The sequence below is a fragment of the Rhodococcus sp. IEGM 1302 genome (genome assembly GCF_030056935.1).
GTDB lineage: Bacteria > Actinomycetota > Actinomycetes > Mycobacteriales > Mycobacteriaceae > Rhodococcus_F > Rhodococcus_F qingshengii.
This window is the reverse complement of sequence record NZ_JASHKY010000002.1, coordinates 458,124-485,073: the sequence shown is the minus strand read 5'-3', so window position 1 is coordinate 485,073 and position 26,950 is coordinate 458,124. Positions and strand designations below refer to the sequence as shown.

At 63.1% G+C, this 26,950-nt stretch carries 28 protein-coding genes; 13 read left to right on the top strand and 15 right to left on the bottom strand.

Annotated features, from left to right (window positions below; all coding sequences use genetic code 11):
• Positions 1 to 20: 20 nt before the first annotated feature.
• A complete protein-coding gene (locus tag QM609_RS06970) occupies positions 21 to 1,706 on the top strand; it encodes a purine-cytosine permease family protein (RefSeq protein WP_047270014.1) in 1,686 nt (561 codons plus the stop codon).
• Between the two features lie 55 nt (positions 1,707 to 1,761).
• Here QM609_RS06970 and QM609_RS06965 read toward each other — a convergent pair whose 3' ends face one another.
• A complete protein-coding gene (locus tag QM609_RS06965; protein WP_003946096.1) occupies positions 1,762 to 3,153 on the bottom strand; it encodes an MFS transporter in 1,392 nt (463 codons plus the stop codon).
• Between the two features lie 173 nt (positions 3,154 to 3,326).
• On the opposite strand from QM609_RS06965, the gene nhaA reads away from it, so the two are divergent.
• The 3 genes from nhaA to QM609_RS06950 are packed head-to-tail and all read left to right on the top strand — an operon-like array spanning position 3,327 to position 6,115.
• Complete coding sequence (gene nhaA, locus QM609_RS06960) at positions 3,327 to 4,658, top strand: Na+/H+ antiporter NhaA (RefSeq protein ID WP_371683642.1); 1,332 nt, start codon at positions 3,327 to 3,329, stop codon at positions 4,656 to 4,658.
• A complete protein-coding gene (locus tag QM609_RS06955; RefSeq protein ID WP_007732413.1) occupies positions 4,655 to 5,164 on the top strand; it encodes a phage holin family protein in 510 nt (169 codons plus the stop codon). Before nhaA ends, QM609_RS06955 begins: the two co-directional genes overlap by 4 nt.
• 15 nt (positions 5,165 to 5,179) lie before the next feature.
• Positions 5,180 to 6,115, top strand: a complete 936-nt coding sequence (locus QM609_RS06950) for an alpha/beta fold hydrolase (RefSeq protein WP_007732412.1) — start codon at positions 5,180 to 5,182, stop codon at positions 6,113 to 6,115.
• Positions 6,116 to 6,118: 3 nt separating this feature from the next.
• Here the strand turns inward: QM609_RS06950 and QM609_RS06945 are convergent, their stop codons facing one another.
• The 4 genes from QM609_RS06945 to nth are packed head-to-tail and all read right to left on the bottom strand — an operon-like array spanning position 6,119 to position 9,467.
• Positions 6,119 to 7,309 (bottom strand): MarP family serine protease, encoded by a 1,191-nt coding sequence (locus QM609_RS06945; protein WP_003946095.1) that lies wholly within the window; start codon positions 7,307 to 7,309, stop codon positions 6,119 to 6,121.
• Positions 7,306 to 8,025, bottom strand: a complete 720-nt coding sequence (locus QM609_RS06940; protein WP_050655297.1) for an NUDIX hydrolase — start codon at positions 8,023 to 8,025, stop codon at positions 7,306 to 7,308. The genes QM609_RS06945 and QM609_RS06940 overlap by 4 nt, the downstream gene beginning before the upstream one ends.
• A complete protein-coding gene (locus QM609_RS06935; RefSeq protein ID WP_003943500.1) occupies positions 8,022 to 8,675 on the bottom strand; it encodes a TlpA family protein disulfide reductase in 654 nt (217 codons plus the stop codon). Before QM609_RS06935 ends, QM609_RS06940 begins: the two co-directional genes overlap by 4 nt.
• 6 nt (positions 8,676 to 8,681) lie before the next feature.
• Positions 8,682 to 9,467 (bottom strand): endonuclease III, encoded by a 786-nt coding sequence (gene nth, locus QM609_RS06930; RefSeq protein ID WP_003943471.1) that lies wholly within the window; start codon positions 9,465 to 9,467, stop codon positions 8,682 to 8,684.
• A gap of 80 nt (positions 9,468 to 9,547) precedes the next feature.
• On the opposite strand from nth, the gene QM609_RS06925 reads away from it, so the two are divergent.
• From QM609_RS06925 to QM609_RS06900, 6 genes are all read left to right on the top strand, one after another.
• Entirely contained in the window at positions 9,548 to 9,820 is a 273-nt protein-coding gene (locus QM609_RS06925) for a hypothetical protein (RefSeq protein ID WP_019746620.1), read from the top strand.
• 255 nt (positions 9,821 to 10,075) lie between these two features.
• Positions 10,076 to 10,750: a Crp/Fnr family transcriptional regulator gene (locus QM609_RS06920; RefSeq protein WP_003943506.1), complete on the top strand. Its 675-nt coding sequence runs from the start codon at positions 10,076 to 10,078 to the stop codon at positions 10,748 to 10,750.
• A gap of 130 nt (positions 10,751 to 10,880) precedes the next feature.
• Positions 10,881 to 11,351 (top strand): nuclear transport factor 2 family protein, encoded by a 471-nt coding sequence (locus QM609_RS06915; protein ID WP_007732407.1) that lies wholly within the window; start codon positions 10,881 to 10,883, stop codon positions 11,349 to 11,351.
• A gap of 15 nt (positions 11,352 to 11,366) precedes the next feature.
• Positions 11,367 to 11,927, top strand: a complete 561-nt coding sequence (locus QM609_RS06910; protein ID WP_042446684.1) for a TetR/AcrR family transcriptional regulator — start codon at positions 11,367 to 11,369, stop codon at positions 11,925 to 11,927.
• An 85-nt stretch (positions 11,928 to 12,012) separates the two neighbouring features.
• Positions 12,013 to 13,305 (top strand): carboxylesterase family protein, encoded by a 1,293-nt coding sequence (locus QM609_RS06905; protein WP_283337185.1) that lies wholly within the window; start codon positions 12,013 to 12,015, stop codon positions 13,303 to 13,305.
• Between the two features lie 50 nt (positions 13,306 to 13,355).
• On the top strand, positions 13,356 to 14,282 hold the full coding sequence (locus QM609_RS06900; protein WP_003943516.1) for a LysR substrate-binding domain-containing protein: 927 nt from the start codon (positions 13,356 to 13,358) through the stop codon (positions 14,280 to 14,282).
• Between the two features lie 58 nt (positions 14,283 to 14,340).
• Here the strand turns inward: QM609_RS06900 and QM609_RS06895 are convergent, their stop codons facing one another.
• The 9 genes from QM609_RS06895 to sp36 form a co-directional block, all read right to left on the bottom strand.
• On the bottom strand, positions 14,341 to 15,699 hold the full coding sequence (locus QM609_RS06895) for an MFS transporter (RefSeq protein WP_003943460.1): 1,359 nt from the start codon (positions 15,697 to 15,699) through the stop codon (positions 14,341 to 14,343).
• A 184-nt stretch (positions 15,700 to 15,883) separates the two neighbouring features.
• On the bottom strand, positions 15,884 to 16,879 hold the full coding sequence (locus QM609_RS06890) for an amidohydrolase family protein (RefSeq protein WP_050655299.1): 996 nt from the start codon (positions 16,877 to 16,879) through the stop codon (positions 15,884 to 15,886).
• Positions 16,880 to 16,882: 3 nt separating this feature from the next.
• Positions 16,883 to 17,404: a 3-hydroxyanthranilate 3,4-dioxygenase gene (locus tag QM609_RS06885; protein WP_003943511.1), complete on the bottom strand. Its 522-nt coding sequence runs from the start codon at positions 17,402 to 17,404 to the stop codon at positions 16,883 to 16,885.
• Positions 17,401 to 17,853: a RidA family protein gene (locus QM609_RS06880; RefSeq protein ID WP_050655300.1), complete on the bottom strand. Its 453-nt coding sequence runs from the start codon at positions 17,851 to 17,853 to the stop codon at positions 17,401 to 17,403. Before QM609_RS06880 ends, QM609_RS06885 begins: the two co-directional genes overlap by 4 nt.
• Positions 17,850 to 18,623 carry a 2-keto-4-pentenoate hydratase gene (locus QM609_RS06875; RefSeq protein ID WP_076948744.1) on the bottom strand — a complete coding sequence of 258 codons (774 nt, stop codon included), beginning with the start codon at positions 18,621 to 18,623 and terminating at the stop codon, positions 17,850 to 17,852. Before QM609_RS06875 ends, QM609_RS06880 begins: the two co-directional genes overlap by 4 nt.
• 42 nt (positions 18,624 to 18,665) lie before the next feature.
• Positions 18,666 to 20,141, bottom strand: a complete 1,476-nt coding sequence (locus QM609_RS06870) for a 2-hydroxymuconic semialdehyde dehydrogenase (protein WP_050655302.1) — start codon at positions 20,139 to 20,141, stop codon at positions 18,666 to 18,668.
• A gap of 126 nt (positions 20,142 to 20,267) precedes the next feature.
• On the bottom strand, positions 20,268 to 21,053 hold the full coding sequence (locus QM609_RS06865; RefSeq protein ID WP_050655303.1) for an MBL fold metallo-hydrolase: 786 nt from the start codon (positions 21,051 to 21,053) through the stop codon (positions 20,268 to 20,270).
• Positions 21,053 to 21,523: a RidA family protein gene (locus QM609_RS06860; protein ID WP_050655304.1), complete on the bottom strand. Its 471-nt coding sequence runs from the start codon at positions 21,521 to 21,523 to the stop codon at positions 21,053 to 21,055. Before QM609_RS06860 ends, QM609_RS06865 begins: the two co-directional genes overlap by 1 nt.
• Before the next feature lie 5 nt (positions 21,524 to 21,528).
• On the bottom strand, positions 21,529 to 21,693 hold the full coding sequence (gene sp36, locus QM609_RS06855; RefSeq protein ID WP_003943454.1) for a Sp36 family protein: 165 nt from the start codon (positions 21,691 to 21,693) through the stop codon (positions 21,529 to 21,531).
• Between the two features lie 53 nt (positions 21,694 to 21,746).
• Here sp36 and bagA point away from each other — a divergent pair, with 53 nt between their 5' ends.
• Positions 21,747 to 22,760: an ATPase BagA gene (gene bagA, locus QM609_RS06850; RefSeq protein WP_037130910.1), complete on the top strand. Its 1,014-nt coding sequence runs from the start codon at positions 21,747 to 21,749 to the stop codon at positions 22,758 to 22,760.
• Positions 22,760 to 23,938, top strand: coding sequence for an ATPase BagB (bagB, locus tag QM609_RS06845; protein WP_007732380.1), 1,179 nt, complete (start codon positions 22,760 to 22,762; stop codon positions 23,936 to 23,938). The genes bagA and bagB overlap by 1 nt, the downstream gene beginning before the upstream one ends.
• A gap of 18 nt (positions 23,939 to 23,956) precedes the next feature.
• On the opposite strand, the gene QM609_RS06840 is transcribed toward bagB, so the two are convergent.
• Positions 23,957 to 24,280 carry a WhiB family transcriptional regulator gene (locus QM609_RS06840; RefSeq protein WP_283337181.1) on the bottom strand — a complete coding sequence of 108 codons (324 nt, stop codon included), beginning with the start codon at positions 24,278 to 24,280 and terminating at the stop codon, positions 23,957 to 23,959.
• 291 nt (positions 24,281 to 24,571) lie between these two features.
• On the opposite strand from QM609_RS06840, the gene QM609_RS06835 reads away from it, so the two are divergent.
• The gene (locus QM609_RS06835) at positions 24,572 to 26,941 is read left to right on the top strand and encodes a penicillin-binding protein (RefSeq protein ID WP_050655305.1); all 2,370 of its coding nucleotides are present in this window, start codon (positions 24,572 to 24,574) and stop codon (positions 26,939 to 26,941) included.
• The last annotated feature ends 9 nt before the right edge of the window (positions 26,942 to 26,950 follow it).

Here is a 26,950-nt window from a genome sequence, read left to right as displayed (position 1 = left end):
CACCCAGGGGAAGTGACGTCATGACAGCAGTGAACGAGCAGGTGTCCGCCGGCGCACCGGACAGGGCAGATCTCGGTGAGAATGCCGCACTGAAGGAGACTCTGGAGGACTACACCCTCCGATTTGCGCCACGCAGCTACCGCAAATGGGGAACCGGCGTCGTCGCGACCTCCGCGCTCGGCGGAATCGCGTATCTCGCAGACTTCTCGATCGGCGCCAACATCGGCATCTCGTACGGCACCGGTAACGCATTGCTGGGCATCGCCGTGTTTGCCGTCGTCATCATGGCGACCGGCTTCCCACTCGCCTACTATGCCGCGCGATACAATATCGACCTCGATTTGATCACTCGTGGAAGCGGTTTCGGCTACTACGGCTCGGTGGTCACCAACGTCATCTTCGCGACGTTCACCTTCATCTTCTTCGCGCTCGAAGGTTCCATCATGGCCCAGGGTTTGAAACTGGGGCTCGGGATCCCACTCTCGATCGGCTACGCGGTCTCGACCCTGATGGTCATTCCACTGGTCATCTACGGAATGAAGGCTCTGGCAAAGCTCCAAGTGTGGACGACGCCTCTGTGGCTCGTCATGATGGTGCTGCCGTTCCTGTATCTGCTGTTCAAGCACCCTGATTCGGTGAGCGCGTTCTTCGCCTTCGGCGGTGAGGACGGCGCAAACGGCAAGGGCGTCAACTTCGGATCGGTGATGCTGGCCGCGGGTGTCTGCTTGTCGCTGATCGCACAGATCGCCGAGCAGATCGACTACCTACGCTTCATGCCGCCCAAGACGCCGGAAAACACCCGCCGTTGGTGGGCTGCAGTAATTCTCGCCGGCCCCGGCTGGGTGATCTTCGGCGCGTTCAAGCAGATCGTCGGACTGTTCCTCGCCGTGTACATCATCGCGAACGTCGTCGACGGATCCTCGATCGCCAACCAGCCCGTGCACCAGTTCCTCGAGATCTACCAGGACATGATGCCTCACTGGCTGGCCATGACGCTAGCCGTGATCCTCGTGGTCATCAGCCAGATCAAGATCAACGTCACCAACGCGTACTCCGGCTCACTGGCCTGGACCAACTCGTACACCCGCGTCACCAAGACCTACCCCGGACGCATGGTCTTCGTTCTGGTCAACCTGGCGATCGCACTGATCTTGATGGAAGCCAACATGTTCGACTTCCTCAACACGATCCTCGGGTTCTACGCCAACTGCGGTATCGCCTGGGTCGTGGTCGTCGCCTCGGACATCGCGATCAACAAGTACTGGTTGAAGCTCTCCCCGAAAGTCCCCGAGTTCCGACGCGGGATGCTCTACGACGTCAACCCCGTCGGCTTCGTGTCGATGCTGCTGGCCGCGGGCATTTCGATCCTGGTGTTCTTCGGTGCTTTCGGTTCGGCGATCAAGCCGTTCTCCCCGATCGTCGCAATCGTCATCGCACTGGTGATGCCGCCGATCCTGGCCGTCGCCACCAAGGGAAAGTACTACCTACGCCGCACCGACGACGGCATCGATCTGCCGATGTTCGACGAGTACGGGAACCCCTCCGGTGAAACGCTTCTGTGCTGCGTCAGCGGAATCGAATTCGAGCGTCCCGACATGCTCGCGTCGAACGTGCCCGGTCCGAACGGCGAGAAGCAGTACATCAGTTCCTTGGCCTTGAGCACCGACAAGACCGGTGAGCATGTCCTGCCTGCTCAGCTTCCCTGACAACTGCTGTGCGCCTTTATTAACCGCCGGGGGTTAATAAAGGCGCACAGCAGGGTTATGCCCCTACATCGTCGAGCGACTCACCCTTCGTCTCACGCATGACCAGCAGCGCGACAAAAGTCAGCGTCGCCGCTACGAGAAGATAGATGCCGACCCAACCGACGCCGTAGTTCTTCGCGAGGTAGACGGCGATGAACGGCGCCACCGCTGCGCCCAGAATACTGGCCGTGTTGTACGCGATTCCCGAGCCCGTGTAGCGGACGTTGGTCGGGAAGAGTTCCGGGAGAACGGCACTCATCGGGCCGAAGGTCAGGCCCATGAGCAGCATGCCCACGATGAGGAACGCCAACATGCGACCGTCGTTCATTCCGTCCGGTTCGAGGAAGACACCGAAGGTCAAGCCGAACACCATGATCAGACCGGTGATGATCAGCAAGGTGATACGACGCCCGTAACGGTCGGCGAGCCAACCCGAGACCGGCACGGCGGCAGCGAAGAACACGACTGCGATCAACTGCAGGACAAGGAAATCGGTGTACTTGAAGCCCGCACCGGTTCCACCGTCGGCCGGCGTCTTGCCGGTTCCGTGGCTGAGAACCCAGGTGGTCATGATGTAGAACAGCGTGTACGTCGCGAGCATCACGAACGTACCGATGATCAGCTGACGCCAGCTGGTCTTGAATACCTCGGCGACCGGAGTCTTGACCTTCTCGCCGCGCTCGACTGCACGCGCGAACACCGGGGTTTCCTCGAGCTTGAGCCGGACGTACAGGCCGATCATCACCATGATTGCGCTGAGCAGGAACGGAATTCGCCACCCCCAGCTCAGGAAGGCACCCTCGAGGTCCGGGCTGGAATTGTCGTGGTTCATGAACAACGTGATGATCAGGAACAGTCCGTTGGCCATGAAGAAGCCGATGGGCGCACCGAGTTGCGGCCACATCGCCGCCCAGGCCCGCTTGCCTTCCTTGGCTGTCTCGGTCGCGAGCAGCGCCGCACCCGACCATTCGCCGCCGAGCCCGAGACCCTGGCAGAAACGCATGAGCGCCAACAACGCCGGGGCCAGCAGTCCGATCTGGTGATAGGTCGGCAGTAGTCCGATGAGGAAGGTCGCTATGCCCATCGTCAGCAACGAGCCGACCAGAGTTGCCTTGCGTCCGACGCGGTCACCGAAGTGCCCGAAGAGAATCGAACCGAGGGGACGGGCGACGAACGCGAGTCCGAACGTCGCCAACGACGCGAGAAGCGCGGTGGTGTCGTTGCCCTTCGGGAAGAACAGGTGCGGGAACACCGATACTGCCGCTGTTGCATAGATGTAGAAGTCGTAGAACTCGATGGATGTACCCACCATGCTGGCGACCACGATTCGGCTGCGCGGCACTCCGGCGACGGTATCTGCGTCGCCGCCCTCCGGCTTGGGTGGATTCTCACTGACTGACGTGCTCAAAACATGCTCCTGCGCCGTTATACGAAAGATGCCCAATTGGTGGGACAGTGTCCCAATCAGTAGGAATTGAACACCCGCGGGGTTTTCCGACGCAAATTCGGTTCGCGAATTCGGCTCAGCGGGCAATCCGCGATAAAATTCCGTAAAGGTGAGCCGGGAAGTCTGGTCGGCACGTGCATTCGATGCGTCACAACGTCGATCACGTTCATGTCTGTTGCATCCGAATTCGGTTGCACGAACAAAGGTCGTCCCCACGCGTGATCTCCACCCTGCGTTCCGAACTGTCCCGCTACCTCCGCACCGAAACGGTGGGCGGATCGATCCTCCTGATCGCTGCCGCCCTCGCTCTGATCTGGGTGAACTCGCCTTTCGGTGAGAGCTACATCGCACTACGTGACTTCCAGATCGGTCCGTCCGCACTCCATCTCGACCTCAGCTTGGGCACGTGGGCGCAGGACGGACTGCTTGCCGTCTTCTTCTTCGTCGCCGGCCTCGAACTCAAACGTGAACTGGTGGTCGGCGAACTCGCGGACCGCAAAGCCGCGATGCTCCCGATCATCGCGGCGTGCGGCGGCGTCCTGGTTCCCGCGATCATCGCGGCGTCCATCGGTTTCGGCACGCCCGGCATGGACAAGGGCTGGGCCATTCCCGTCGCGACGGACATCGCTTTTGCCCTCGGCGTGCTCGCGCTGACCGGCTCGAAGATCCCGGCGAGCGCCCGAGTTTTCCTGCTCAGCCTGGCCGTCGTCGACGATCTGCTCGCGATCATCCTCATCGCCGTACTGTTCACCGGTTCCCTCGCGATGTTGTGGCTGCTGACCGCGGCCGCAGCCCTGGCTGCCTACGCCTACGCCCAACACAAACGCATCACGACGCCGTTCCTCTACGTCCCGCTGGCACTACTGACCTGGTACGCGATGCACGAAGCGGGGATACACGCCACACTCGCGGGCGTCGCGCTCGGCTTACTCACCCGGGTGAGGCGCGATCCGGACGAGGAGTACGCGCCCGGTAGCCGTCTCGAGCACCGTATTCAGCCCTACTCTGCAGGCTTCTGTGTCCCCGTCTTCGCACTGTTCGCCTCCGGTGTTCCGATCAACGCGGCGGTGCTCGGCGACATTTTCACCGACCCCGTCGGGCAATCGGTTGTCGTCGGCCTTCTGGTCGGCAAAACCGTCGGAATCTTCGGAATTTCCCTGCTCGCGATCAAATTGGGGATAGCAACCAAACCCAAGACACTGGAATTGAGAGACATGTTTGCCCTCTCAGTTCTCGGTGGCATCGGGTTCACCGTTAGCCTGCTTGTAGCAGACCTCGCATTGGACGGGGTCGGCGATGGCAGCGAGGCCGAGATAGCGAAGGCCGCAGTTCTCGTGACATCGTTGGTGGCATCGCTGATCGGATCAGCGCTGCTGTGGCGACGTGGACGAGTTCATGCGGCTCGAGACGACGCTTCCGCCATTGCCACGGACGCGAGAGAACTACCTGGAGAGGTCGACAAGTGAGCTTGACCAACGGAGAGAGCCAGCGCTTCACCGGAGATGGAGTACCGAACACGGTCTCTTCCATCCCTCTCACCGATGTGGACGCCCGCACGCCGGGCGAGGCCACCATCGGGGCCCTCGTCAAGGACGCGACCGCACAGGTCTCCACCCTCGTGCGCGCCGAGGTCGAACTTGCCAAGGCCGAGGTGACGGGCGAGGTCAAGAAGGGTCTGCAGGGCAGCGTCTTCTTCATCCTGGCCTTCACGGTTCTGCTGTTCAGCTCGTTCTTCTTCTTTTTCTTCCTGGCCGAGATGCTCGACACCTGGGTGCCGCGCTGGCTGGCGTTCCTCATCGTCTTCCTGATCATGGTGGTGACCACCGCGATTCTGGCGCTGCTCGGTTATCTGCGCGTGCGCAAGCTGAGGGCTCCGGAGAAGACGATCGAATCGCTCAAGCAGGCCAAGAACGTCATCCCCGGCAGCCATGACGACGCAAAGCCGTCGGTCGATTTCAACGCGCGCCGGTAGCGAGTCTGATCGAAAGTGGCAGCCCCAGATCCATCTACCGTCAGGTTCGACGGCCCCTGGATTCACCGGGACATTCACGCCAACGGCATCCGGTTTCACGTCGTCGAGGTAGGCGACGCGGAGCCGGATGCTCCGTTGGTGGTCCTGTTGCACGGATTCGCCGATTTCTGGTGGTCCTGGCGCCATCAGTTGACGGCACTGTCGGAGCAGGGATTCCGCGTCGTCGCCATGGATCTTCGTGGGTACGGCGATTCCGACAAGCCCCCTCGCGGCTACGACGGTTGGACGCTCGCCGGTGACGTAGCCGGCCTCATTCGTGCGATGGGTTACGGCAAGGCCACGCTGATCGGTCATGCCGACGGAGGGTTGGTGTGCTGGGCGACCGCGCTCCTGCATCCACGCCTGGTGCGGTCGATCGCGCTGATCTCGTCTCCACACCCGATGGCGCTCAAGAAAGCAGTCGTCCGCGACCCCTATCAGCGCCGCGCGCTTTTGCCCTCGTTCCTGGCCTATCAGGTACCGCTACGCCCGGAACGTCGGTTGACGGCCGACAACGGCGCCGAAGTGGAGCGTCTGGTTCGCTCGCGGTCGGGCCCCACCTGGCCGCAGCAACCCGAATTCGCAGACGTCATGAGCAAGATGCGGTCCGCGATCCGGATCCCGGGCGTCGCGCATTCCACCTTGGAGTACCAGCGTTGGGCCTTCCGCAGCCAGCTCCGCCCCGAGGGCCGACGTTTCATGCGCTTGATGGATCAGGTTCTTCGCATTCCGATCGTCCAGATTCACGGCGAACTCGACCCGTACGTGCTCACCCGTACTGTGCGTCGCGACAAGCACTGGGCTCCCGGCGAGAAACTGCGCACCATTGCCGGAGTCGGTCATTACGCGCATCAGGAAGCCCCCGAGCGCGTCAATCGCGAACTCGGGGACTTCCTCCTTACGGAGAAGTGACCGCTACAGGATGCACGCGCCCGTCGGTACGGGCGTCGATGCCGAGGCAGCCGCGTTCAACTGGCGCGAGACTTCCTGCGCGGTGAGGACGAATCCGGTGTCACTGTCGTCGACGGCAGCACCGAACACGACGCCGAGGACCCGCCCCTGATCATCGACCATCGGTCCACCCGAGTTGCCCTGCCGGATGGATCCGCGCACGGTGTAGACCTCACGCTGGGTGGTTCCGGCCTTGTAGATGTCCGGCCCGTTCAGGTTCAGGACCTCACGAACGCGGGCTGCGCTGGCCGTGTACGGACCACCGCCGGGGTAACCGAGCACCAACGCGTTGTCACCGGTCCGAGCCTGCTCCGGAGCGAACGGCAGCACCGGCGCGTCCAATCCGGGAACCGCCAGAATCGCGATGTCCACGGCGGAGTCGAAGAGCACCACCTGCGCGGGCAGTGCGCCCTCCATGGTGTCCACGGTGATGCTCTCGGTTCCGGCAACCACGTGGGCGTTGGTCATGACGCGTTCGGGGGCGACGATGAATCCGGATCCCTCGAGCGCGCGCTGGCAACTCGGTGCGACGCCGTTGATGCGGAGAACACTCGGACGCAACTGCGCCGCCAACGGACTGGCGAGAACGCTCGCGTCGGGTGCTTCGACCTCGGTGATGGGCGTGCGCCCGAACGGGCCGATGACGTCCGGCAGGCCGGAGGTGTCGAGCAGCGCCGAGAACTCGGTCGGGATGCGGCGCAGCCACTGCGGCGCCACTTCGTCCACGCTGGCGAGAACGTCCGAACCACGAACAGCTGCGGCAATGTTCGGCTGCGACGAGGAAGTGAGCGGAATCGCGAGCAACCACGCCGCGACCACGACAGCCACCGCCTGTAGACCCGCACCGATGACGCTGTCGACGGATCGCGCCGTCGGACTGTGCATTCCGCTGCGTGCCGCGCGTCCGAGCACCATGCCGGCGACCTCGCCGATGATGACCAACACCACGATCAGCGAGATGCCCGCGAGGATGCGCAGCTTGCCTTCGGTGACGTGCACGAGCAGGTGCGGCGCCAACAGAATCCCGGCGACGGCGCCGAGGATCACGCCGACGAACGCCAGCGCCGACGCCACCGCGCCCTGCCGCCATCCGGACGTGGCCGCGATGAGGGCGACCAGAACGATGGCGATGTCCACCCAACGAGAACCTGTCATCGCGGCACCGCCGAATCCTCGACACCTTCACCGAACTCGGACAGCGCTGTGTCCAGGTCTCTCACGTCCTCGTAGTTCCACGGAATCTCCCAGCCCGACACCGTGAACAGCGCCGCGAGGATTCCTGCTGTGAACCCCCAGACCAGCATGCCGTCGGCGCGGAACGCCGGGCCCTGGTACCCGAGGGGATGTCGAACCTGAAACCGGTTGTCTGGGTCGAGCAACGTGCGCAGCGGCACCCGGGCCACCCGTCCGACCTCGCCCTCGTCCTGAATGCCCACCGTCGTCGGCTGCTCCCAGTAGCCGAGCACCGGCGTCACGTCGAAACCCGACGGCGGGATGAAGATCTCCGGCAGCACGGTGAGCGGCTGAACTCCGCTCGGATCGAGCCCGGTCTCCTCCTGCGCTTCACGCAGCGCGGTGCCGACGGGGCCGTCGTCGCCCGGATCGGCGGCGCCGCCCGGGAATGCGACCTGTCCGCTGTGCTGACGCATCGTCGACGCCCGTTGGGTCAGCAGGACGTCTGCGCCCTCCGGCAAGCCGCCGACGGCGAGAGGGTCGGCCTCACGCGGTCCGCCGAAGAGCACGAGCACCGCGGCCGGACGCGTCACGGTGCCGCGCGGCGCGCGACGCTCGAGGACGGGGTTGATCCGATGGGGATCGGTGGGCTCGGTGCTGGCGACAGCGCGCAACCACTCGGGAACCGGTGTACTCATACGACGACTCCCAGATATTGCGCCGCAGCGGCGGCGATCTCGTCCGCACTGCGGAAGGGTTGGGGCAAGACCTTGGCGACTGTTCCATCCGCGCGCACGAGCACCGACACCGGCAGCACCGGCGGTGCGCCCACTGCGATCCGTACCTTGCCGTCACCGTCCTGGACGCCGGGCAAACGCACCGAGTAGTCGATGAGTCGCGTCAAAGCGTTCTCCTGATTCGGATCCGAATGCACGGTCAGCACGTTGATGCTGCCGTCGGCGCGCTCCGCGAATTCCTGAAGGTACGGAAGCTCTTCGGCGCATGGCGCGCACCAGTACGCCCACAGATTGAGCAGAGTCGGCTTTCCGCCCACCGCTGCGGCAAGGTCGACGGGCGCTCCGTCGGAGACGCAGTCGAGGGTGATTCCGGCGAGAGCCGAGCCGGCAGGCGCTTCGCCGGTCGGAGTCGGGCAGGAGGCCAGAGCCGCCTGGCTACGGAGTTGATCGAGCGATTCCGACGACGGAGTGAACGTCGGCGGCTGATACGCGGACGAGGACGGGCCCGTCGACGTGGGCGTCGTGTCGTCTCCTCCGCGCGGCCAGATCGCCACGACGAGAGCCGCGACGACCACGAGCGCAGCGAGAGACCATCTTCCGGCACTTGTCATCGGCGATCACAACCCTGCCAGGGCGAGCAGATGATCGGTCTCGGGGCCTTTCACCAGGGCCGCGGCCTCGGTTTTGTCGGTCGGGCCGAGACCGTACGACGGGCAGTCCTTGGCCAGGACACACACACCGCATGCGGGCTTGCGCGCGTGGCAGACCCGTCGGCCGTGAAAGATCACGCGATGCGAGAGCAGAGTCCATTCCTTACGTTCGATCAGTGCCCCGACGGCGTGTTCCACCTTGACGGCATCTTCTTCCTCGGTCCACTTCCACCGACGCACGAGCCGACCGAAGTGGGTGTCGACGGTGATTCCCGGAATGTCGAAGGCATTGCCCAGCACGACGTTCGCGGTCTTGCGTCCGATGCCTGGGAGTTTCACCAGATCTTCGAGCTTGTTCGGGACCTGCCCGTCGTGGCGTTCGAGTAGCGCCTGACCGAGTCCGATCAGCGACGTCGTCTTGTTCCGGTAGAAGCCGGTGGAGCGGATGTACTCCTCGAGTTCGGTCCGATCGGCTTCCGCGTATGCCTTTGCGTCGGGATAACGGGCGAAGAGTGCCGGCGTGACCATGTTGACGCGGACGTCGGTGCATTGCGCCGACAGGATTGTCGCCACTGCCAGTTCCAACGGAGTCGTGAAGTCGAGTTCGCAGTACACGTGTGGGAAAGCCACAGCGAGCTCACGATTCATCCGACGCGCCCGGCGTACCAATCCGAGGTGTGATTCTTCCTTCCGCGCACCCCCCGAACGCGGTTTCTTCCGCTGCTCTGAACTGCCTGTCGGGGTGGTCTGCACTCAGACAACTGTACGGATACGACATGAGTGGAGACTCCGTCGTGTCGATTCTGAGACCTTCGACGTGTTTACTTCCCCCTATGCAAGGACTCGCAGTAATTCTCTTTCCGCTACTGCTTATGCTCTTTGCCCTGGCGATGGAACGAGTCGAAGGGCGATTGCGTCGGCTCTCGGTCCAAGAGCATGAAGTAGAAGACTTCCTCGACCAGGCAAGTCACGACGACGTCGCCCGCCTGGCAAGCGATGGGTTTCCCCATGCGTTCGCCCGCTTCCACCGGAAGCGTAAGGGCCGTCAGTCGGAGGCTCCCGAGAGCGCCAGCCTGGGCGAAATCCGGACACAACGGGCAAGTTGACGGCCATACAAAGTAGTCACCGCAGCGGATTCCGGAAGAATTTTCGGCTCTTACGTGGCATCAATCACTCGTCGCGAGCTAACGGGACGTAGACTTCGATGCCGTACCTGTTGCATTGAACACAGATTGCATTGGACACAGTGTCTCACTCATGAGGGCTGAGCCTGTGTACGACGGTTTGTGCGCAGCGCGGGTACAAAGATAGATAGCGCAAAAATGACACCACAAACGAACAAATCCCAACAAGGAGCGCACGTGGACGACGTCCTGGCAAGAGCCGGCATCTTCCAAGGAGTCGAGCCCTCAGCGGTAGCGGCGCTGACAAAGCAGCTGCAGCCCGTCGACTTCCCCCGTGGACATGTCATCTTCAACGAAGGTGAACCCGGTGACCGCCTGTACATCATCGTGTCCGGCAAGGTGAAGATCGGTCGACGCTCACCCGACGGTCGCGAGAACCTGCTGACGATCATGGGCCCGTCCGACATGTTCGGCGAACTGTCCATCTTCGACCCCGGCCCCCGCACCTCGACGGCTACGACCGTCACCGAGGTTCGCGCCGTGAGCATGGACCGCGACGCTCTCAAGGCATGGATCCAGCAGCGCCCCGAGATCGCCGAGCAGCTTCTGCGCGTTCTCGCCCGCCGTCTGCGTCGTACCAACAACACCCTGGCCGACCTGATCTTCACGGACGTTCCCGGCCGTGTCGCCAAGGCGCTCCTGCAGCTCGCGCAGCGCTTCGGCACTCAGGAAGGTGGCGCCCTGCGCGTCACTCACGACCTCACGCAGGAAGAGATCGCCCAGCTCGTCGGCGCTTCCCGCGAGACCGTCAACAAGGCGCTCGCTGATTTCGCACACCGCGGATGGCTTCGCCTCGAAGGCAAGAGCGTCCTGATCTCGGATTCCGAGCGCCTCGCTCGTCGCGCGCGCTAGCTCTTCCTGTTCGACTCTTTCGGCCGCTCCCGCTTCGGTGGGGGGCGGCCGAAGTCGTTCACTGGACTCTTGTTGTACCTATCGGTAAAGTCTGTACCGATAGGTACATATCTGATCGAGAGGCCCCGCAATGACCGTCCGAGCACCGATTCCGCCCTTCACTCACGAAACTGCCGTCCAGAAGGTCCGCCTCGCCGAGGACGGATGGAACTCACGCGATCCGCACAAGGTGTCGCTGGCCTACACGCCGGACAGTTGGTGGCGTAATCGGTCGACGTTCGTCACCGGCCGATCCGAGATCGTCGAACTTCTGACCGAGAAGTGGACCCGCGAACTGGACTACCGGTTGATCAAAGAGTTGTGGGCACACAGCGACGACCGCATCGCAGTGCGATTCGCGTACGAGTGGCACGATCACGACGGGCAGTGGTTCCGCTCCTACGGCAACGAGAACTGGGAATTCGACGCCGACGGACTCATGCACCACCGTCATGCCAGCATCAACGACGTTCCCATCGAGGAGTCCGAGCGAAAGTTCTTCTGGGATCCGACCGGACCACGCCCGCACGATCATCCGGGCCTGAGCGAGTTGGGTCTGTGATGAAAGGATGAATCCATGGCCAGACAGGTAGCTGAACGCTCGGACACGATTCCCGCTCTCGCGAACGTGTTTCGAACCTACGGGTTCGACGGAGCAAGCCTGGCCGTCATCACCGAACACACCGGTTTAGGCAAAGGCAGTCTCTACAACTTCTTTCCGCGCGGGAAGGAAGAGATGGCCGAGGCCGTACTCGACGAGGTCGACGGATGGTTTCGCGCCGAAGTCTTCGAACCTCTTCGAGCAGAATCGGTTCCACCGAGGCAGCGCATCCAGAGCATGTTCGCTACCGCGGGCGACTACTTTCGGTCAGGGCAACGCATTTGCCTGTTCGGCGCATTTGCACTCGGTGAAGAGCGAAACCGCTTCGGCGCCAGGGTCCGAACATACTTCGACGAATGGACAGCGGCTCTCGAGGCGGCACTCGTCGGTGCCGAAGATTCCATCGGACTCGCCGAAGAAGCCGTGGCCGGGATCCAAGGGGCGATCGTGATGTCCCGGGCACTGGACGACGGTTCCGTATACAGCCGAGTGACGACGCGACTCGAAGATCGACTGGTACAGGCACTCACGCCGTAACGCATACCGCACGACCACAAAGGCATTTGTGCCGCGGCATCCACCTGGCATGCTCGAAAAAGCGTGCACAAGAAGAAAGGAACCCATGCCCTCGTTCGAGACGGTGATCGCATCCACCCCTTCGGGGAAGGTCCGCGGCCGAAAGCGTGACGGTTCCTACTACTTCGGTGCGATCCCCTACGCCAGCGCACCGCGCTTCGAGAAGCCGCGACCGGTGGAACCGTTCTCCGACGTCTTCGACGCCACAGCGCTTGGAACGGTCTTCCCCCAACCACCTTCACGACTCGAACGCATCATGGGGCCACCGCTCCCCGAACCGGGGCACAGCGAGGACAGCTTCACCGTCACCGTCACAACCCCGTCGCTGACCGGTCATCGCCCGGTGATGGTGTGGCTTCACGGTGGCGGGTACTCCAGTGGCGGCGGCTCACTCCCCTGGTACGACGGCGGCGCTTTGTCAGCCGAGGGTGACGTCGTCGTGGTGTCGGTCAACTATCGCGTCGGCGTGCTCGGATACCTCCTCCTCGACGGCGTCAGCGAAGGCAATCTCGGGGTACACGATCAGATCGCGGCGCTCGAGTGGGTGCGCGAGAACATCGAGGCATTCGGCGGCGACCCAGACTCGGTCACCGTATTCGGGCAGTCGGCCGGCGCCCATTCCATTGTGAATCTGTTGAGCAGTAACAACTCTCGAACCCTGTTCCATCGAGCAATTCTGCAGAGCACCCCACGGCCGGACCTCAACTTCACGCAGGCTGCCGCGATCGAGAACGGGGAGACGTTTGCCCGACTGCTCGACGGAGATCCTCGGACCGCGCCGCTCTCCCACATTCTCGACGCATTCCGCGGCACGGCTGTCGAGTTCAGCCGGCGGTCCCCCAATGTCGTGCAACCGCCCTTCGCGCCGATCTCCGAACTGGAACCGGTGATCCGAACTTTCGAAACAGCGCCTGACGTCATCGTGGGATACACCCGAGACGAGGGATCTGCTTTCGTGCGCGACCTAGCGGGAGTACCCGATCCCGAACACGTCGCCGAAAAGGCACTGACACAGAACATGTTTGCCGAACCGGCAATGGAGCTGGCCGAGACCTTCACAGCGGCCGGCGCGTCGGTGTACACGTACCGCTTCGACTGGGCACCGACGGACGACGTCTTCGGAGCAACTCACTGCATAGAACTACCCTTCGTGTTGGGAACCGAGCAGTCCTGGCAGGGCTCACCGATGCTGGGCAGCAGCGACTGGCAGAGCGTCGACGCACTGGGCCGTCGGATACGCCGGCACTGGACGTCGTTTGCGCACACGGGAAGTCCGGACAGCAGCGAAACCTGGGAGAAGTACGCCTCGTCCCAATCGATCGGAATCACCTTCTCCTGAGCAACTTCGGGCGCCTACCCACCCGGAGAAATCCCGTCTAGGATTGCTCCATGGACATGCCCAAGCTCCTCGACGGGCGACTCAAACTCCGCCATCTCCTGCTCGTCGACGCATTGAGCCGTCAGGGCAGTGTGGTCGGCGCCGCTGCCGCACTTCACATCACGCAACCCGTCGCGACCCGCAGTCTGCACGACATCGAGTCCATTCTCGGCGTCTCGCTCTTCGACCGCGGCCCACGCGGCATCACCCCGACCATTTTCGGCGAGGCCTTCACAACTCATGCACGGGCCGTGATCGCGCAGCTGACCGAAGCCGGGCGACACGTCGTCGAACTTGCCGACGCCAATCGCGGAACCGTCATCGTGGGAACACATCTCGCCGGATCCAACGTGCTGCTTCCCGGCGCTATCGCGCGCCTGAAGGTTCACCACCCGTTGCTCACCGTCGTCGTGCGCGAAGGTACGCCAGAGCAGTTGCTCACCGATCTGGAAGCGGGCCGAATCGACCTGATCGTCGGCCGGCTCACCTCACCTACCGATGACACCGCGACAAGACGGAACCTCTACGCGGAGTCCGTCGAACTCGTCACCCGCGTAGATCACCCGCTCGCTCACCGCGAGGACGTCCAACTCGAAGAACTACGCGGCTTCCCCTGGATCCTTCCTGGGGTCGAGACAGTGCTCCGACGCGAACTCGAGGAGTTCTTCGCCCGGAACGGCTTGCCGTTGCCCGAAAATCGGGTCGAGGCAACCTCTTTCCTCACCGTGCGTCAGCTACTGGTCGAGACCGACATGATCGCGGTACTACCGAGCCTCATCCCCCGCGACGACGCGCGCTTGACCACCCTGTCCATCACACTCGATCCGATCGGGCACAGCGTCGGCATCACCTCGTCGGCGACTCGCACGTCGAGTCCGTCCGCGCAGGCCCTGATCGCGACGCTGGAGTCCTTTGCAACTGAGCTCATGCGACCGTGAAACGCCGATCGGCCCGTTCCCTTTGGAGGGAACGGGCCGATGTCGGATCGACCAGGACTCAGGCGTTTTCGGAGACGCGAATCTCCTCGTGCTCCAAGCCCCGCGACGAATCGGGGACAATCTTGAACAGTGCGATGGCGCCGACCAGGCTGATCGTGCACACCCCGGCGAGATACCAGGTCACGCCGACCGAAGATCCGGTGGCGTCGAGCAGAGCCGTGGCGATCATCGGTGCCAGTCCACCGCCGAGAATCGCACCGCTCTGGAGGATCAGAGACGAGCCGGAATAGCGGACCTTGGCCGGGAAGGTATCGGCGATGATGCTGCCCTGGACACAATGTGTGACCGGAACGATCAGGCCCATGCCCAGGAACGCGATGACGGCGACCATTTTGTTCTCGGTGTTGAGGAGCGGGAAGAACACGATGCACCACAACAGGATTGCGGCAGATCCGCCGATGAACATGTGCCGACGCCCGTACTTGTCGGCGATCTTTGTCCAGAACGGGATGGAAAGGAACCACAGGACTGCTGCCGCGGTCACGCTGAGCACCAGGAATTGCTTGTCGTAGCCCAGATGTTGAGTTCCGTACGACAGGGTGAACACCATGAAGGCGTACGCCACGGCGGAGTTCGCCAAGCACGCGGCAAGCGTGAGAGACAAACGGGGGAAGCCGACCTTGAGCGACTCACGCAGCGGGAAGCGGACTATTTCGCCCTTCTCCATGATCCCGGCGAAAGACGGCGACTCGGTGACCCGCAGGCGAATCACCAGACCGATCGCCACCAGAACGAAGCTGAGCAGGAACGGGATTCGCCAACCCCACGAAGCGAATGCCGAGTCCGACATCACGGCGTTGGTCGTCAGGAAGATGCCGTTGGCGAGAACCAGTCCGGCGGGTGTGCCCATCTGAGGGAAACCTGCATAGAGATTCTTCTGCCCCGCCGGCGCGTGCTCCATCGACATGAGTGTCGCACCGGCGCCTTCACCGCCCAGACCGATGCCCTGAACGACGCGCATCGCCACCAGGAGGACAGGCGCCCAGAAACCGATGGAGTCGTAGTTCGGGATGAGGCCGATGAGTGTGGACCCGACGCCCATCATCACCAATGAGACCACGAGCGTGGCCTTGCGCCCGATCCTGTCACCGAAGTGCCCGAACACGAGTCCACCCACCGGCCGTGCAATGAACCCGACGGCGAAGGTGCTGAAGGCAGCCAGCGTGCCGGCCGTGGGGCTCAGGCTCGGGAAGAATTGTTTGTTGAAGATCAACGCGGCGGCTGTGCCGTAGAGGAAGAAGTCGTACCATTCGAGAGTTGTGCCGGCCAGGGTTGCCATGGCAACTCGGCTACGGGCCGCTTTCTCCGGCAACGGCTTTCCGTCGCTCGTAGTGCTGTTGGATATCTTGTCTGACATCGCGGAACCTATCGATTGGATGGGGCAGGCGGACGATGAAGTCTGTAGTCACCGACCCCGTCTTCGGGATTGTCGGTATCACGAGCGTCGTCGATCGTTGTGTTTGGAATTGTGCTCGCTCGAGACATGACTCACAAATGCCGAATTCACCGTCCGCCATACCGGAAAAGGTATAGCCGGGGCCTCAGACGAGACCCAGGAAACGTTCGGCATTCCCCCGCGAAATCAGTTGGCGCGCAGTATCGTCCAAGAACTCACTCTTGCGAACCACCTCACCGACCGGACGCTCCCCCAAGGGGTACGGGTAATCACTACCCACCATCACACGGTCCACCCCCACCGTGTCCACCAACAGTCGCAGCGCACGCTCGTCGAAGACGACGGAATCCACGTAGAACCTTCCCAGGTAGTGCGAAGGCGGGAACTGCGACGTACCGATGATGTCGTTGCGGCCGTGCCAGGCGTTTTCCATCCGGCCCAACCAGAACGCGAAAGATCCACCACCGTGCGCAAATCCGATCTTGAGACGATCGTCGATCTTGTCGAACACCCCACCGAGAATCAGTGCGAGTATCGACAGGTGCGTTTCGGCCGGCATCGCAGTGAGCCACTGCGCCATCCAGCGATCGAGGCGCGGAGAGTTGGCCATGTCCCACGGGTGCACGAATACCGGCACGTCCAGCGACGCGCAGTGCTGCAGGAACGTCACCACCCCCTCGCTGTCGAGGTCCAGATCGCCGACATGATTGCCGATCTCGACACCGCGGTGCCCGTTCGCGATGCACCGCTCCAACTCACGGCACGCTGCGTCGGTGTCTTGCAGAGGCACCTGGCAGAACGGAATCAACCGATCCTTCGCCGGCTCCACGATCTCGAGTGCGAGGTCGTTGAAGATCCGTGCAATGCGACTTGCCTGCTCACCGCTCCGGCCATAGTTGAAGAACGCCGGAGTAGGTGAGACGACCTGAGTCTGCACTCCGTCGGCATCCATGTCCCGAAGCCGCACCTCGGCGTCCCAGGCATCGGACTGGATGCGACGGAACTCCTTGGTGCCCATCATGATCATTGCTTCGGTTTCCGACTCGATCTTCAGCCACGGCGCTTGCGGCCCCGCGTCTTCGGTCAGATCCGGCCACCCGTTGGGCACGTAGTGGGTGTGGATGTCGATCAGGTTGCTCATAGCTCAGCCCTTGCCGGGATGGAGCGTGCCGCACTTGTCACACGTGCGGGCTTCTTCGCTCTCGTAGAACTTGACGAACACCGGCGGAAGGTCGGCCACGATGTCGCGCACCTGAAGTTCGACCTCGTGAATCTTGTGATCACATTCGAGGCAGTACCACTGGAACTTCTCGAGCGTGCCTTCCTTGCGGACGCGTTCGATGACCAGGCCGATCGAGCCCGCGGTGGGACGCTGCGGCGAATGCGGAATGTCTCCTGGCAGCAACCAAGTTTCACCCTCGCGAATGTCGACGCGCTGAGGACCGTCTTCGGTCATGACATTGACGTGGATGTCGCCTTCGAGCTGGTAGAACCACTCCTCGTACGGATCGAGGTGGTAGTCGGTCCGCTGGTTAGGGCCGCCGACGACCTGCACGATGAAGTCGTCTCCGAGCGCCATCGTCTGATTGTTGACTGGCGGCTGCAGGAGGTGGCGGTTGTCGTCGATCCACTTCTTGAAGTCGATGACGGGAGGAATCGTGGTCATGATGCATTCTCCGTATCTTCGGACGCCGTGCGTCGGGAGGCGGGCACGTACGCCACGCCGGAAATTTCGATGAGCAGGTGAGGGTGAGGCAGCTGGTGAACAGCCACAGTCGTTCTCGTCGGACCGTTTTCGTCGAACAGTTCGGCGTACACCTCGTTGTATCCACCGAAGTCGTTCATCGACACCAGGTAGGAGGTGACCTGAACCAGATCACTGAGTTCTCCACCCACTTCGGCGAGGATTGCCGCGATGTTTTCGATGACGGCACGCGTCTGCGCCCGAATGTCGAGCGCCGTCGTCCCCATCTCGTCGACCGCGACGCCGACAAACGTGTTGTCGGGCCGACGCGAACTGGTCCCGGAGACATAGACGAAATCGCCGACCACCTTGACGTGGGGGAACTTTCCGCGCGGCTTCGCCAGCTTCTCGATGACCTGCGCCCCACTCATCGCTTCACACCTTTCACCGTGACGGTTCCGAGTCCGTCGATCGTGCACTGTGCGACGCCCTCGTCGAGTCGCACAGCTGCTGTGGCGGCACCGGCCAGAATTACCTGACCGGCGCGCAACGGAATTCGGCGTCGGCGGGCGATGTCGAGCAGTTCATGCAAAGCGCGCGCCGGATCGCCGAGAATGGCCGACGTGGAACCGACTACCGTCTCACCGCCGACTTCCATACGTACGGAACGGTCTTCGACGTTCTGTAGCGGCAGCCACCGCCCGATCACGTATCCGGCAGCGCTGGTGTTGTCAGCGACGACGTCGGTGTAGGTGAAGCGGAAGTCGCGGTACCGCGAGTCGATGATCTCCATTGCGGGAGCCAGTGCGTCGACGCAGGTTTCGATGTCGACGTTCGGATCGTCGAGATCGACGTCCTTCGACAGGCGGTATGCCACTTCGGGTTCGATCTTGGGATGAATGAACGTCCTCAGGTCGACTTCGCCGCCGTTGCTCACGCACATCGCGTCGGTCAACTGACCGACGATCACTCCGGAGACACCCATCTGCGCCATCTTCGCTTTGCTCGTGAAGCCGAGCTTGATGCCCACAATCGATTCACCACGGCTGGTGCGCCGTTCGAGGAGTTCGTTCTGGATCCGGTAGGCCTGGTCGATGTCGATGGTGTGTTCGTCGGCGAGGCTCGGCGTGTCGGTGCGCGTCTGCGCAGCGTCGTCGAGGCGACGCGCGAGCGCGGATACGGTGTCTTCGGGGGCTGTCATCACGCCTCGCTCATTTCTGGAAATCTTTTGCGGTTTCGATGTTCACAGTTGCACACATACATTCGTCGGTTCGGTGTAGAAGTGCAGCGAGGACTCGCCGCCCTCACGTCCGATGCCGGACAGGCCCATGCCGCCGAAGGGAGATCGCAGTTCGCGGGTGAACCACGTGTTGACCCAGGAGATTCCGACGTTCATCTTCTGCGCGACGCGGTGGCCGCGGCGCAGGTCGTTGGTCCACACGGAGGCAGCAAGGCCGTACTCGGTGTCGTTTGCGAGGGCGATCGCTTCGGCTTCGGTCTCGAACGGAATGAGTGCCGCGACGGGTCCGAAGATCTCCTCGCGCACGGCGCGATCCTTGTTGGTCAAGCCTGTCCACAGGGTGGGTTCGATCCAGGATCCGCCCGACAGTTCCTGTCCGAGGTCCGGAATACCGCCGCCGGTCAGCACTTTCGCGCCTTCCTGCTCGGCGATCTCGAAGTAGTCGAGTATCTTCTTCCGGTGTGCCTGCGAAATGAGCGGTCCGGTCGTCGTTGCATCGAGCGTCGGGTCGCCCAGACGCAGTCCTGCTGCCCGCTCGACGAGTCCACCGGCGATGTCGTCGAAAATGCTGCGGTGCACGTACACCCGCTCGGTGCACAGGCAGACCTGGCCGGTGTTGGTGAACACCGACTTGGTCAGACCCGTCAGAGCCTCGTCGATGTCGACGTCGTCGAACACGATCGCGGCGTTCTTGCCGCCGAGCTCGAACGAGACCGGACGGACCCGCGGGGCAACGGTTTTCATGACATGCGAACCCGTTGCCGAAGATCCGGTGAAGGTGACGCCGTCGATACCGGGGTGCGTGGTGAGGAACTCGCCGGCCGAGTTCGCACCGAATCCATGGACGACGTTGTAGACGCCGGCAGGCAGGCCGACCTCTTCGAGCACCTCAGCCAGCAACGACGCAGTCGCCGGGGTTTCCTCGGAGGGCTTGACCACCACGGAGTTTCCGCACGCGAGCGCGGGCGCAACCTTCCAGGTCAGGAGAAGCAGCGGCAGGTTCCACGGAACGATCACGGCGACGACGCCGAGCGGCTTGCGGATCGCGTAGTTCAGCGCCTGCTTGCCGCCCGCGAGGTCCGTGACAAACGATTCCTGTCCCGCCGCGGCGACGATGTCGGCGAAGGTGCGGAAGTTCGTCAGGGCGCGCGCGACGTCGAGTTCGCGTGCCTGCGTGATCGGCTTGCCGGTGTCCGCCATCTCTGCGGCGACGAACTCTTCGAATCGCTCCTCGATCCGGTCGGCAGCGCGTCGCAGCAGAGCCGTCCGCTCTCGAACCGGCGTATCGGCCCAACCGTTGTCCAGAGCACGTCTGGCAGAGGTCACGGCCCGATCGACCAGGGCCTTGTCGGCCTCGTGGACCCGGGCGAGAACACGGCCCGTTGCTGGGTCGACCTGATCGAAGCTCGACGACTCGTCGGGTTCGACATAGGAGCCGTCCACGTAATTGCGGATCCATCCGTCGCATTGTGAGGTCATGGACTAACTATTGGGCCGTGACCCATATCAAACAAATGCAAAAACTGCCGCCAGCTATACCTCGATCGGCATAGATGGCGGCAGTTCGGCTACACAACTCAGCTCTGCATGTCGGCGCCGAGCGCCTCAGCGTCGCAGATACGCCAACTGCACGTTGACGGATTTCTCCGCGACCGGCCACAGCTTCGGGTCGACGTCGGAGTAGACGTGTTCGACTACGTCGCGCACCGAGGCCGACTCGCCCAACGTCGACAGAGCGGCCCGCACCTGATCCAGACGCTCCTCGCGGTGGGCGAGGTACTGCTGCGAAATCGTCTGCAGATCGGGTAGGTCCGGACCGTGCCCGGGAAGAACCGTCAGTCCTTCGCCGAGTGCGGCCAGCGATCGCAGCGAGGTGAGGTAGTCCCCCAGATCGCCGTCGGAGTCGTCGAGAACTGCCGTGCCGCGGCCCAGAATGGTGTCGCCCGTCAGCACGCTCGCATCGTTCTCGATGACTATCGACACCGAATCCGCGGTATGGCCCGGCGTCGCGAGGATCCGCAACTTCAGGCCCGCTACCTCGATCACTTCACCGTCGACAAGCGCCGAAGCGCCCCCGCGAAGAAAAGTTGGGTCGACGGAACGCACTGGAGCCGAAGTCAATTCGTGGAAACGGTCCACCCCGCCGGTGTGGTCGTAGTGCCGGTGCGTGATCAAGGTCAGCGCTACCGGACCGATACCAGCGACACGTTGCAGGTGTTCCTCGTCGTTGTCGCCTGGATCGACGACAACACACTCGACGCTGCCCGGAGCATGCAGAATCCAAGTGTTCGTACCGTCCAGCGTCATCATGCCCGGGTTGTTCTCGAGCAAGACCGAAGCGATGTCGGTGACGCGGCGAAGCTGCGCGTAGGCGGGATGGACAGTCGACATCAGCGAACTTCGACGATCAGTTCCACCTCGACGGGTGAGCCGAGGGGAAGTTCTGCCACGCCGACTGCCGAACGGGCGTGGATACCGGCGTCGCCGAGCACCTCGCCGAGGAACTCGGATGCGCCGTTGATCACGCCGGGCTGGCCGGTGAATCCTTCGGCGGATGCCACGAAGCCGACAACCTTGACGACACGAACGACGTTGTCGATGCCGGCCAGGGCGTCGATGGCAGCAAGAGCGTTGAGCGCGCAGGTGCGAGCCGCGGCCTTGGCGTCCTCATCCGACACGCCCGCGCCGAGCTTGCCGGTCAGCGCCAGTTTTCCGTCGACGAACGGGAGCTGACCCGACGTGTACACGTGGTTGCCGCTGCGAACCGCGGGAACGTAAGCAGCGACGGGTGCCGCGACGGCGGGAAGTGCAATGCCCAGTTCGGCGAGACGCTCCGACCAGGTCTGTGTTGCCTCTGCCATGTGATTCAGCCCTTCGGACGCTTCATGTACGCGACGTGCTGCTCGCCCGACGCGCTCGGCAGGACGGCGACGAGTTCCCAGCCGTCGACACCCCAGTTGTCGAGAATTGCCTTCGGATTGTGGACCAGCAACGGAGTCACGGTGTATTCCCAGGAAGTTATTTCGCTCATGCGGTGAGCCTATCCCGCGTACATCTTCGGCCCCAGACTTATAGGCTCGCGGTGTGGTTGCATCCCAAGATGAGCTGAGCAGGACCTGGCCCGAGTCTGCGACGAAGGCCCGCCTGCACTTTGTGTCAGGTAAAGGCGGAACCGGTAAGTCCACGGTTGCCGCCGCGTTGGCGCTCGCGTTGGCCGAAGGCGGCAAGCGCGTTCTCCTCGTGGAGGTCGAGGGCCGCCAGGGAATCGCGCAGCTCTTCGACGTACCACCGCTTCCACCGCAGGAGACCAAGGTCGCGGCCGCCGAAGGTGGCGGTGAAGTGATGGCTCTGGCCGTCGACATCGAGACCGCGTTCCTCGAATACCTCGAAATGTTCTACAACCTCGGCTTCGCCGGCCGGGCGATGCGTAAGTTCGGCGCCATCGAATTCGCCACCACAATCGCTCCAGGCCTTCGCGACGTTCTGCTCACCGGCAAGATCAAGGAGTGCGTCATCCGCACCGATCGAACCGGCAAACGCGTGTACGACGCCGTTGTCGTCGATGCTCCCCCGACCGGGCGGATCGGCAGCTTCCTCGACGTCACCAAGGCGATGGCCGACCTCGCCAAGGGCGGCCCGGTGCATTCGCAGAGTGAAGGCGTCGTTCGGCTGCTGCACTCGCCGGAGACCGTCGTACATCTTGTTGCGCTTCTCGAAGCGCTGCCCGTTCAGGAAACCGCCGACGCCGCCGCAGAACTGGCGCGTGACGACCTCAACCTCGGTGCCATCATCGTCAACCGCGCCAGCCCGAGGTTCTTGCCCGAAGACCAACTCTCCGGTGCTGCAGCCGGCAACATCGATGCAGCTTCGATCCGGTCGACGCTCTCCGATGTCGGCATCGATCTGTCCGACGACGACTTCGCCGGCCTGCTCACCGAGACGATCGAGCACGCGTCGGTGCTCGAAGCTCAAGAATCCAGTGCGGAGAAGCTCCGCGAGATCGACGGCGCGCGGGTGCAACTTCCCGCACTCGCCGACGGCGTCGATCTCGGTGGGCTCTACGAGCTGGCCGAATACCTCACGGAACAGGGCGTGTGATGACCGAGACCACCGAGAACGTGACGGTCGGCAGTTCCAGGACCGGCCGACGCGCAGCTCCTGCCCTCGATATTTCGGCGATCATCAAGGACCCGACGGCCCGGATCGTGGTGTGTTGCGGCGCAGGTGGCGTCGGCAAGACCACGACGGCTGCGTCGCTGGCGTTGCGGGCAGCCGAAGAGGGCCGACGCGTAGTCGTCCTCACCATCGATCCGGCCCGTCGCCTCGCACAGGCCTTGGGTGTGGCCGAACTCGACAACACTCCGCAGCCGGTGAAGCTGGGTCCCGAGGCCACGGGCGAACTCCACGCGATGATGCTGAACATGCGTCGGACTTTCGACGAGATGGTCATCGAGCATTCGAGCCCTGAGAAGGCCGAGCAGATCCTGGCGAATCCCTTTTACCAAACCGTTGCCACATCGTTCTCCGGAACGCAGGAGTACATGGCGATGGAGAAGTTGGGGCAGCTGGCGTCGAACGACGCGTGGGATCTGGTGATCGTCGATACCCCGCCGTCGCGCAATGCGCTCGACTTCCTCGACGCTCCACAGAGGCTCGGAACATTCCTCGACGGACGGATGATCCGGCTGCTCTCGGCACCCGGCCGTGGCCTGACCAGGCTCGTGGCCGGCGCGATGGGATTGGCTCTGAAGGGTGTCTCGACCATCGTGGGAAGCCAAATGCTTTCGGATGCATCGGCATTCGTGCAGTCGCTCGACTCGATGTTCGGCGGTTTCCGTGAACGCGCCACGAAGACCTACGAGTTGCTGCGTCAGCCGGGGACTCATTTCCTGGTGATCGCAGCGGCCGAACCCGACGCTCTCCGTGAGGCGGCGTTCTTCGTCGATCGCCTTGCGGGTGACTCGATGCCGTTGGCCGGTCTGGTTCTCAACCGCACTCACCCGACGTTGACGGCTCTGCCTGCCGATCATGCGGTGACCGCCGCCGACAAACTGGAAGCGAAGGAAAATGCGACCGAGGCCGAGGCCCTCACCGCAGCCGTTCTCCGCATCCATGCCCATCGGGCAGTGATCGCGAAGCGAGAAATCGCCTTGCTGAGTCGATTCACCGCAGCTCACCCGAGGGTGCCGCTGATCGGTGTTCCGTCGCTACCGTTCGAGGTCTCGGACCTCGAGGCGCTGCGCGCGGTGGGAGATCAGCTCACTCGTAAGGGCTGATCCCCCGATCGACCTGGATCAGACTGCTGAGTGATGCTGGCGCTGGTCTTCGAAGAACTCGGACCAGGAGTCGACGTCGGGGTGCTGCTTGAGCAGTGCACGGCGCTGACGTTCGGTCATTCCGCCCCACACACCGAACTCGACACGGTTGTCGAGAGCATCTACTCCGCACTGCATGAGAACCGGGCAGTGACGGCAGATGGTGGCTGCCTTGCGCTGTGCGGCGCCACGAACAAAAAGTTGGTCGGGATCGACCTCGCGGCATCGCGCCTGAGTTACCCAGGCAATTCGTGCCTCGGCCTGCTCGATGTCCAAACGGCTACTCGGGGTGGCTGTGTACATTCTGGGTCCCCTCTACAAAGTCTGACCGTCGCCATGAGGCGAGCAGCGCACCATCTCAGCCGTCTCGCGGTAGCACGTGAAAGCTGAGACACATTCGTGATCGAGTGTTACGTCGATCACACTGATCACAATTTAGGTAAAGAACGCCCCTAACGCAAGACGGTCGGGAGCATTTTTTGGTACGGCAGTACAAAGCGCGTGTTCAGGAGGTTTTGAACACCCGCAAAACACTGAAACCGGTTCCAATGGGTGGGCACACGTACTCTGTAGATCGTGTCGATTGCAAAAACAGTGGCGAAGCTCGCCGGAAGCTCCGCATTGGCGGGTGTCCTGGTCGCAGGGGTGATGTTCCCGGTGGCCGGCGGATTCGGATTCGCGTCCAATCGCGCTGCCGATACCGTCGACAACGTCTCGGCCGAACTGGTCGAAGGCACGGTCCCCGCGGTGTCCACCATGGTCGATGCGGCAGGCAATCCCATTGCCTGGCTGTACGACCAACGACGCTTCGAAGTCCCGAGCGAGAAGATCTCCAACAACATGAAGTTGGCGATCGTCTCCATCGAGGACCGCCGGTTCCCCGACCACAAGGGCGTCGACTGGCAGGGAACGCTGCGCGCCTTCCTCACCAACACGACGACCGGTGAAGTGCAGCAGGGCGCGTCGACACTCGATCAGCAGTATGTGAAGAACTACCAACTGTTGGTCGTGGCCAAGACGGATGCCGAGCGCCGCGCTGCCATCGAGACCACCCCGGCCCGAAAGATCCGCGAGATCCGGATGGCGCTGACGCTGGACAAGGAACTCACGAAAGACGAGATCCTCACCCGGTACCTCAACCTCGTACCTTTCGGCAACGGATCCTTCGGCATTCAGGACGCGGCTCAGACCTACTTCGGCGTCGACGCCGCAGATCTGACCGTTCCGCAGTCCGCGATGCTGGCCGGCATGGTTCAGTCCAGCTCCGCGCTGAACCCGTACACGAACGTCGAGGGCGTGACCGAGCGTCGTAACACCGTGCTCGACACCATGATCACGAACATTCCGGATCGTGCCGACGAGTTCCGTGCGGCCAAGGAAGAGCCCCTCGGCGTCCTCGAAACCCCCAACAACTTGCCGCGCGGCTGCATCGCTGCAGGCGATCGCGGATTCTTCTGTGATTACGCACTGAAGTACCTCTCGGATGCCGGAATCACCCGCGACCAGATCAACGAGGGTGGCTACCTCATCAAGACCACTCTCGATCCGCAGGTCCAGGCGTCCACCAAGGCCGGACTGAACGCGAACGCGAGCGCCAACCTCGACGGCATCGCGAACGTGATGAACGTGATCAGGCCGGGCCAGGATTCACACAAGGTCATCGCGATGGCCAGCAGTCGCACGTACGGACTCAATGCCGACGCCGACGAAACCGTCCAGGCGCAGCCGTACTCCCTTGCCGGTGACGGTGCGGGTTCCGTCTTCAAGATCTTCACGACCGCTGCGGCGATGGAGAAGGGCCTCGGCATCAACGCGACCCTCGACGTGCCCAAGCGCTTCGAAGCCAAGGGCATGGGTAGCGGTGGTGCGGCAGGCTGCCCGGTCTCGACGTACTGCGTGGAGAACGCCGGTAACTATCCGCCGACGCTGTCCGTGACCGACGCCCTGGCACAGTCCCCAAACACCGCTTTCGTCAAGCTCATCGAGGCGACCGGCGTCACGCCGACCGTCGACATGGCTGTCCGTCTCGGCATGCGCTCGTACGCCGATCCCAACACCTCGGGCTTCGACGAGCGCAGCATGGCCGACTTCCAGAAGGAACAAAACCTCGGTTCGTTCACCCTCGGCCCCACCTGGATCAACCCGCTCGAACTCTCCAACGTCGCGGCCACTCTCGCCTCGCACGGCAAGTGGTGCCCGCCGAGTCCCATCGATTCGGTCTTCGACCGCTACGGCAAGCCGGTGGCCGTCACCGAGCAGGGCTGTGAGCAGGTCGTCGATCCCGGCTTGGCAGACACACTCGCCAACGCCATGAGCCGTGACGACGTCGGCGCCGGTACGTCTGCCGGTGCCGCGAGCAGCGCCGGATGGAGCCTGCCGATGTCGGGCAAGACGGGTACCACCGAGACCCACAAGTCCTCGGCGTTCCTCGGTTTCACCAACAACCTCGCTGCGGCCGTCTACATCTTCGGCGACTCCCCGACACCCGGCGAGATCTGCTCGAGCCCGCTACGCCCCTGCTACAGCGGCAACCTGTACGGCGGTACCGAACCGGCGAGATCCTGGTTCGCGGCAATGAACCCGGTCGCCAACAACTTCGGGCCCACCTCGCTGCCCCCGATCGACGAGAAGTACGCACGGGGATCACAGAACGGCCAGGTTCCCGAGGTTGTCGGCCTGAGCCAGTCGGCGGCGACGTCGAGGTTGCAGGCGTCCGGCTTCACGGTCAATTCCGTGACCACGGCATCCGGAGCACGGGCGGGAACGGTCACCGGAGTTTCGCCGTCCGGGTCCGCGATCCCGGGTTCGACCGTCACGATCTACATCAGTGACGGGTCCGTAAGGGCTCCGGCAGCACCCGCATCCCCGGCAGCTCCAGCAGCTCCGGCACCGGGCGCGACTCCCCCGGATGCGACTCCGCCGGGAGGCGAACCCGCACCGCCTGCGGGGACCCCACCGAACTGACGGCCCTGA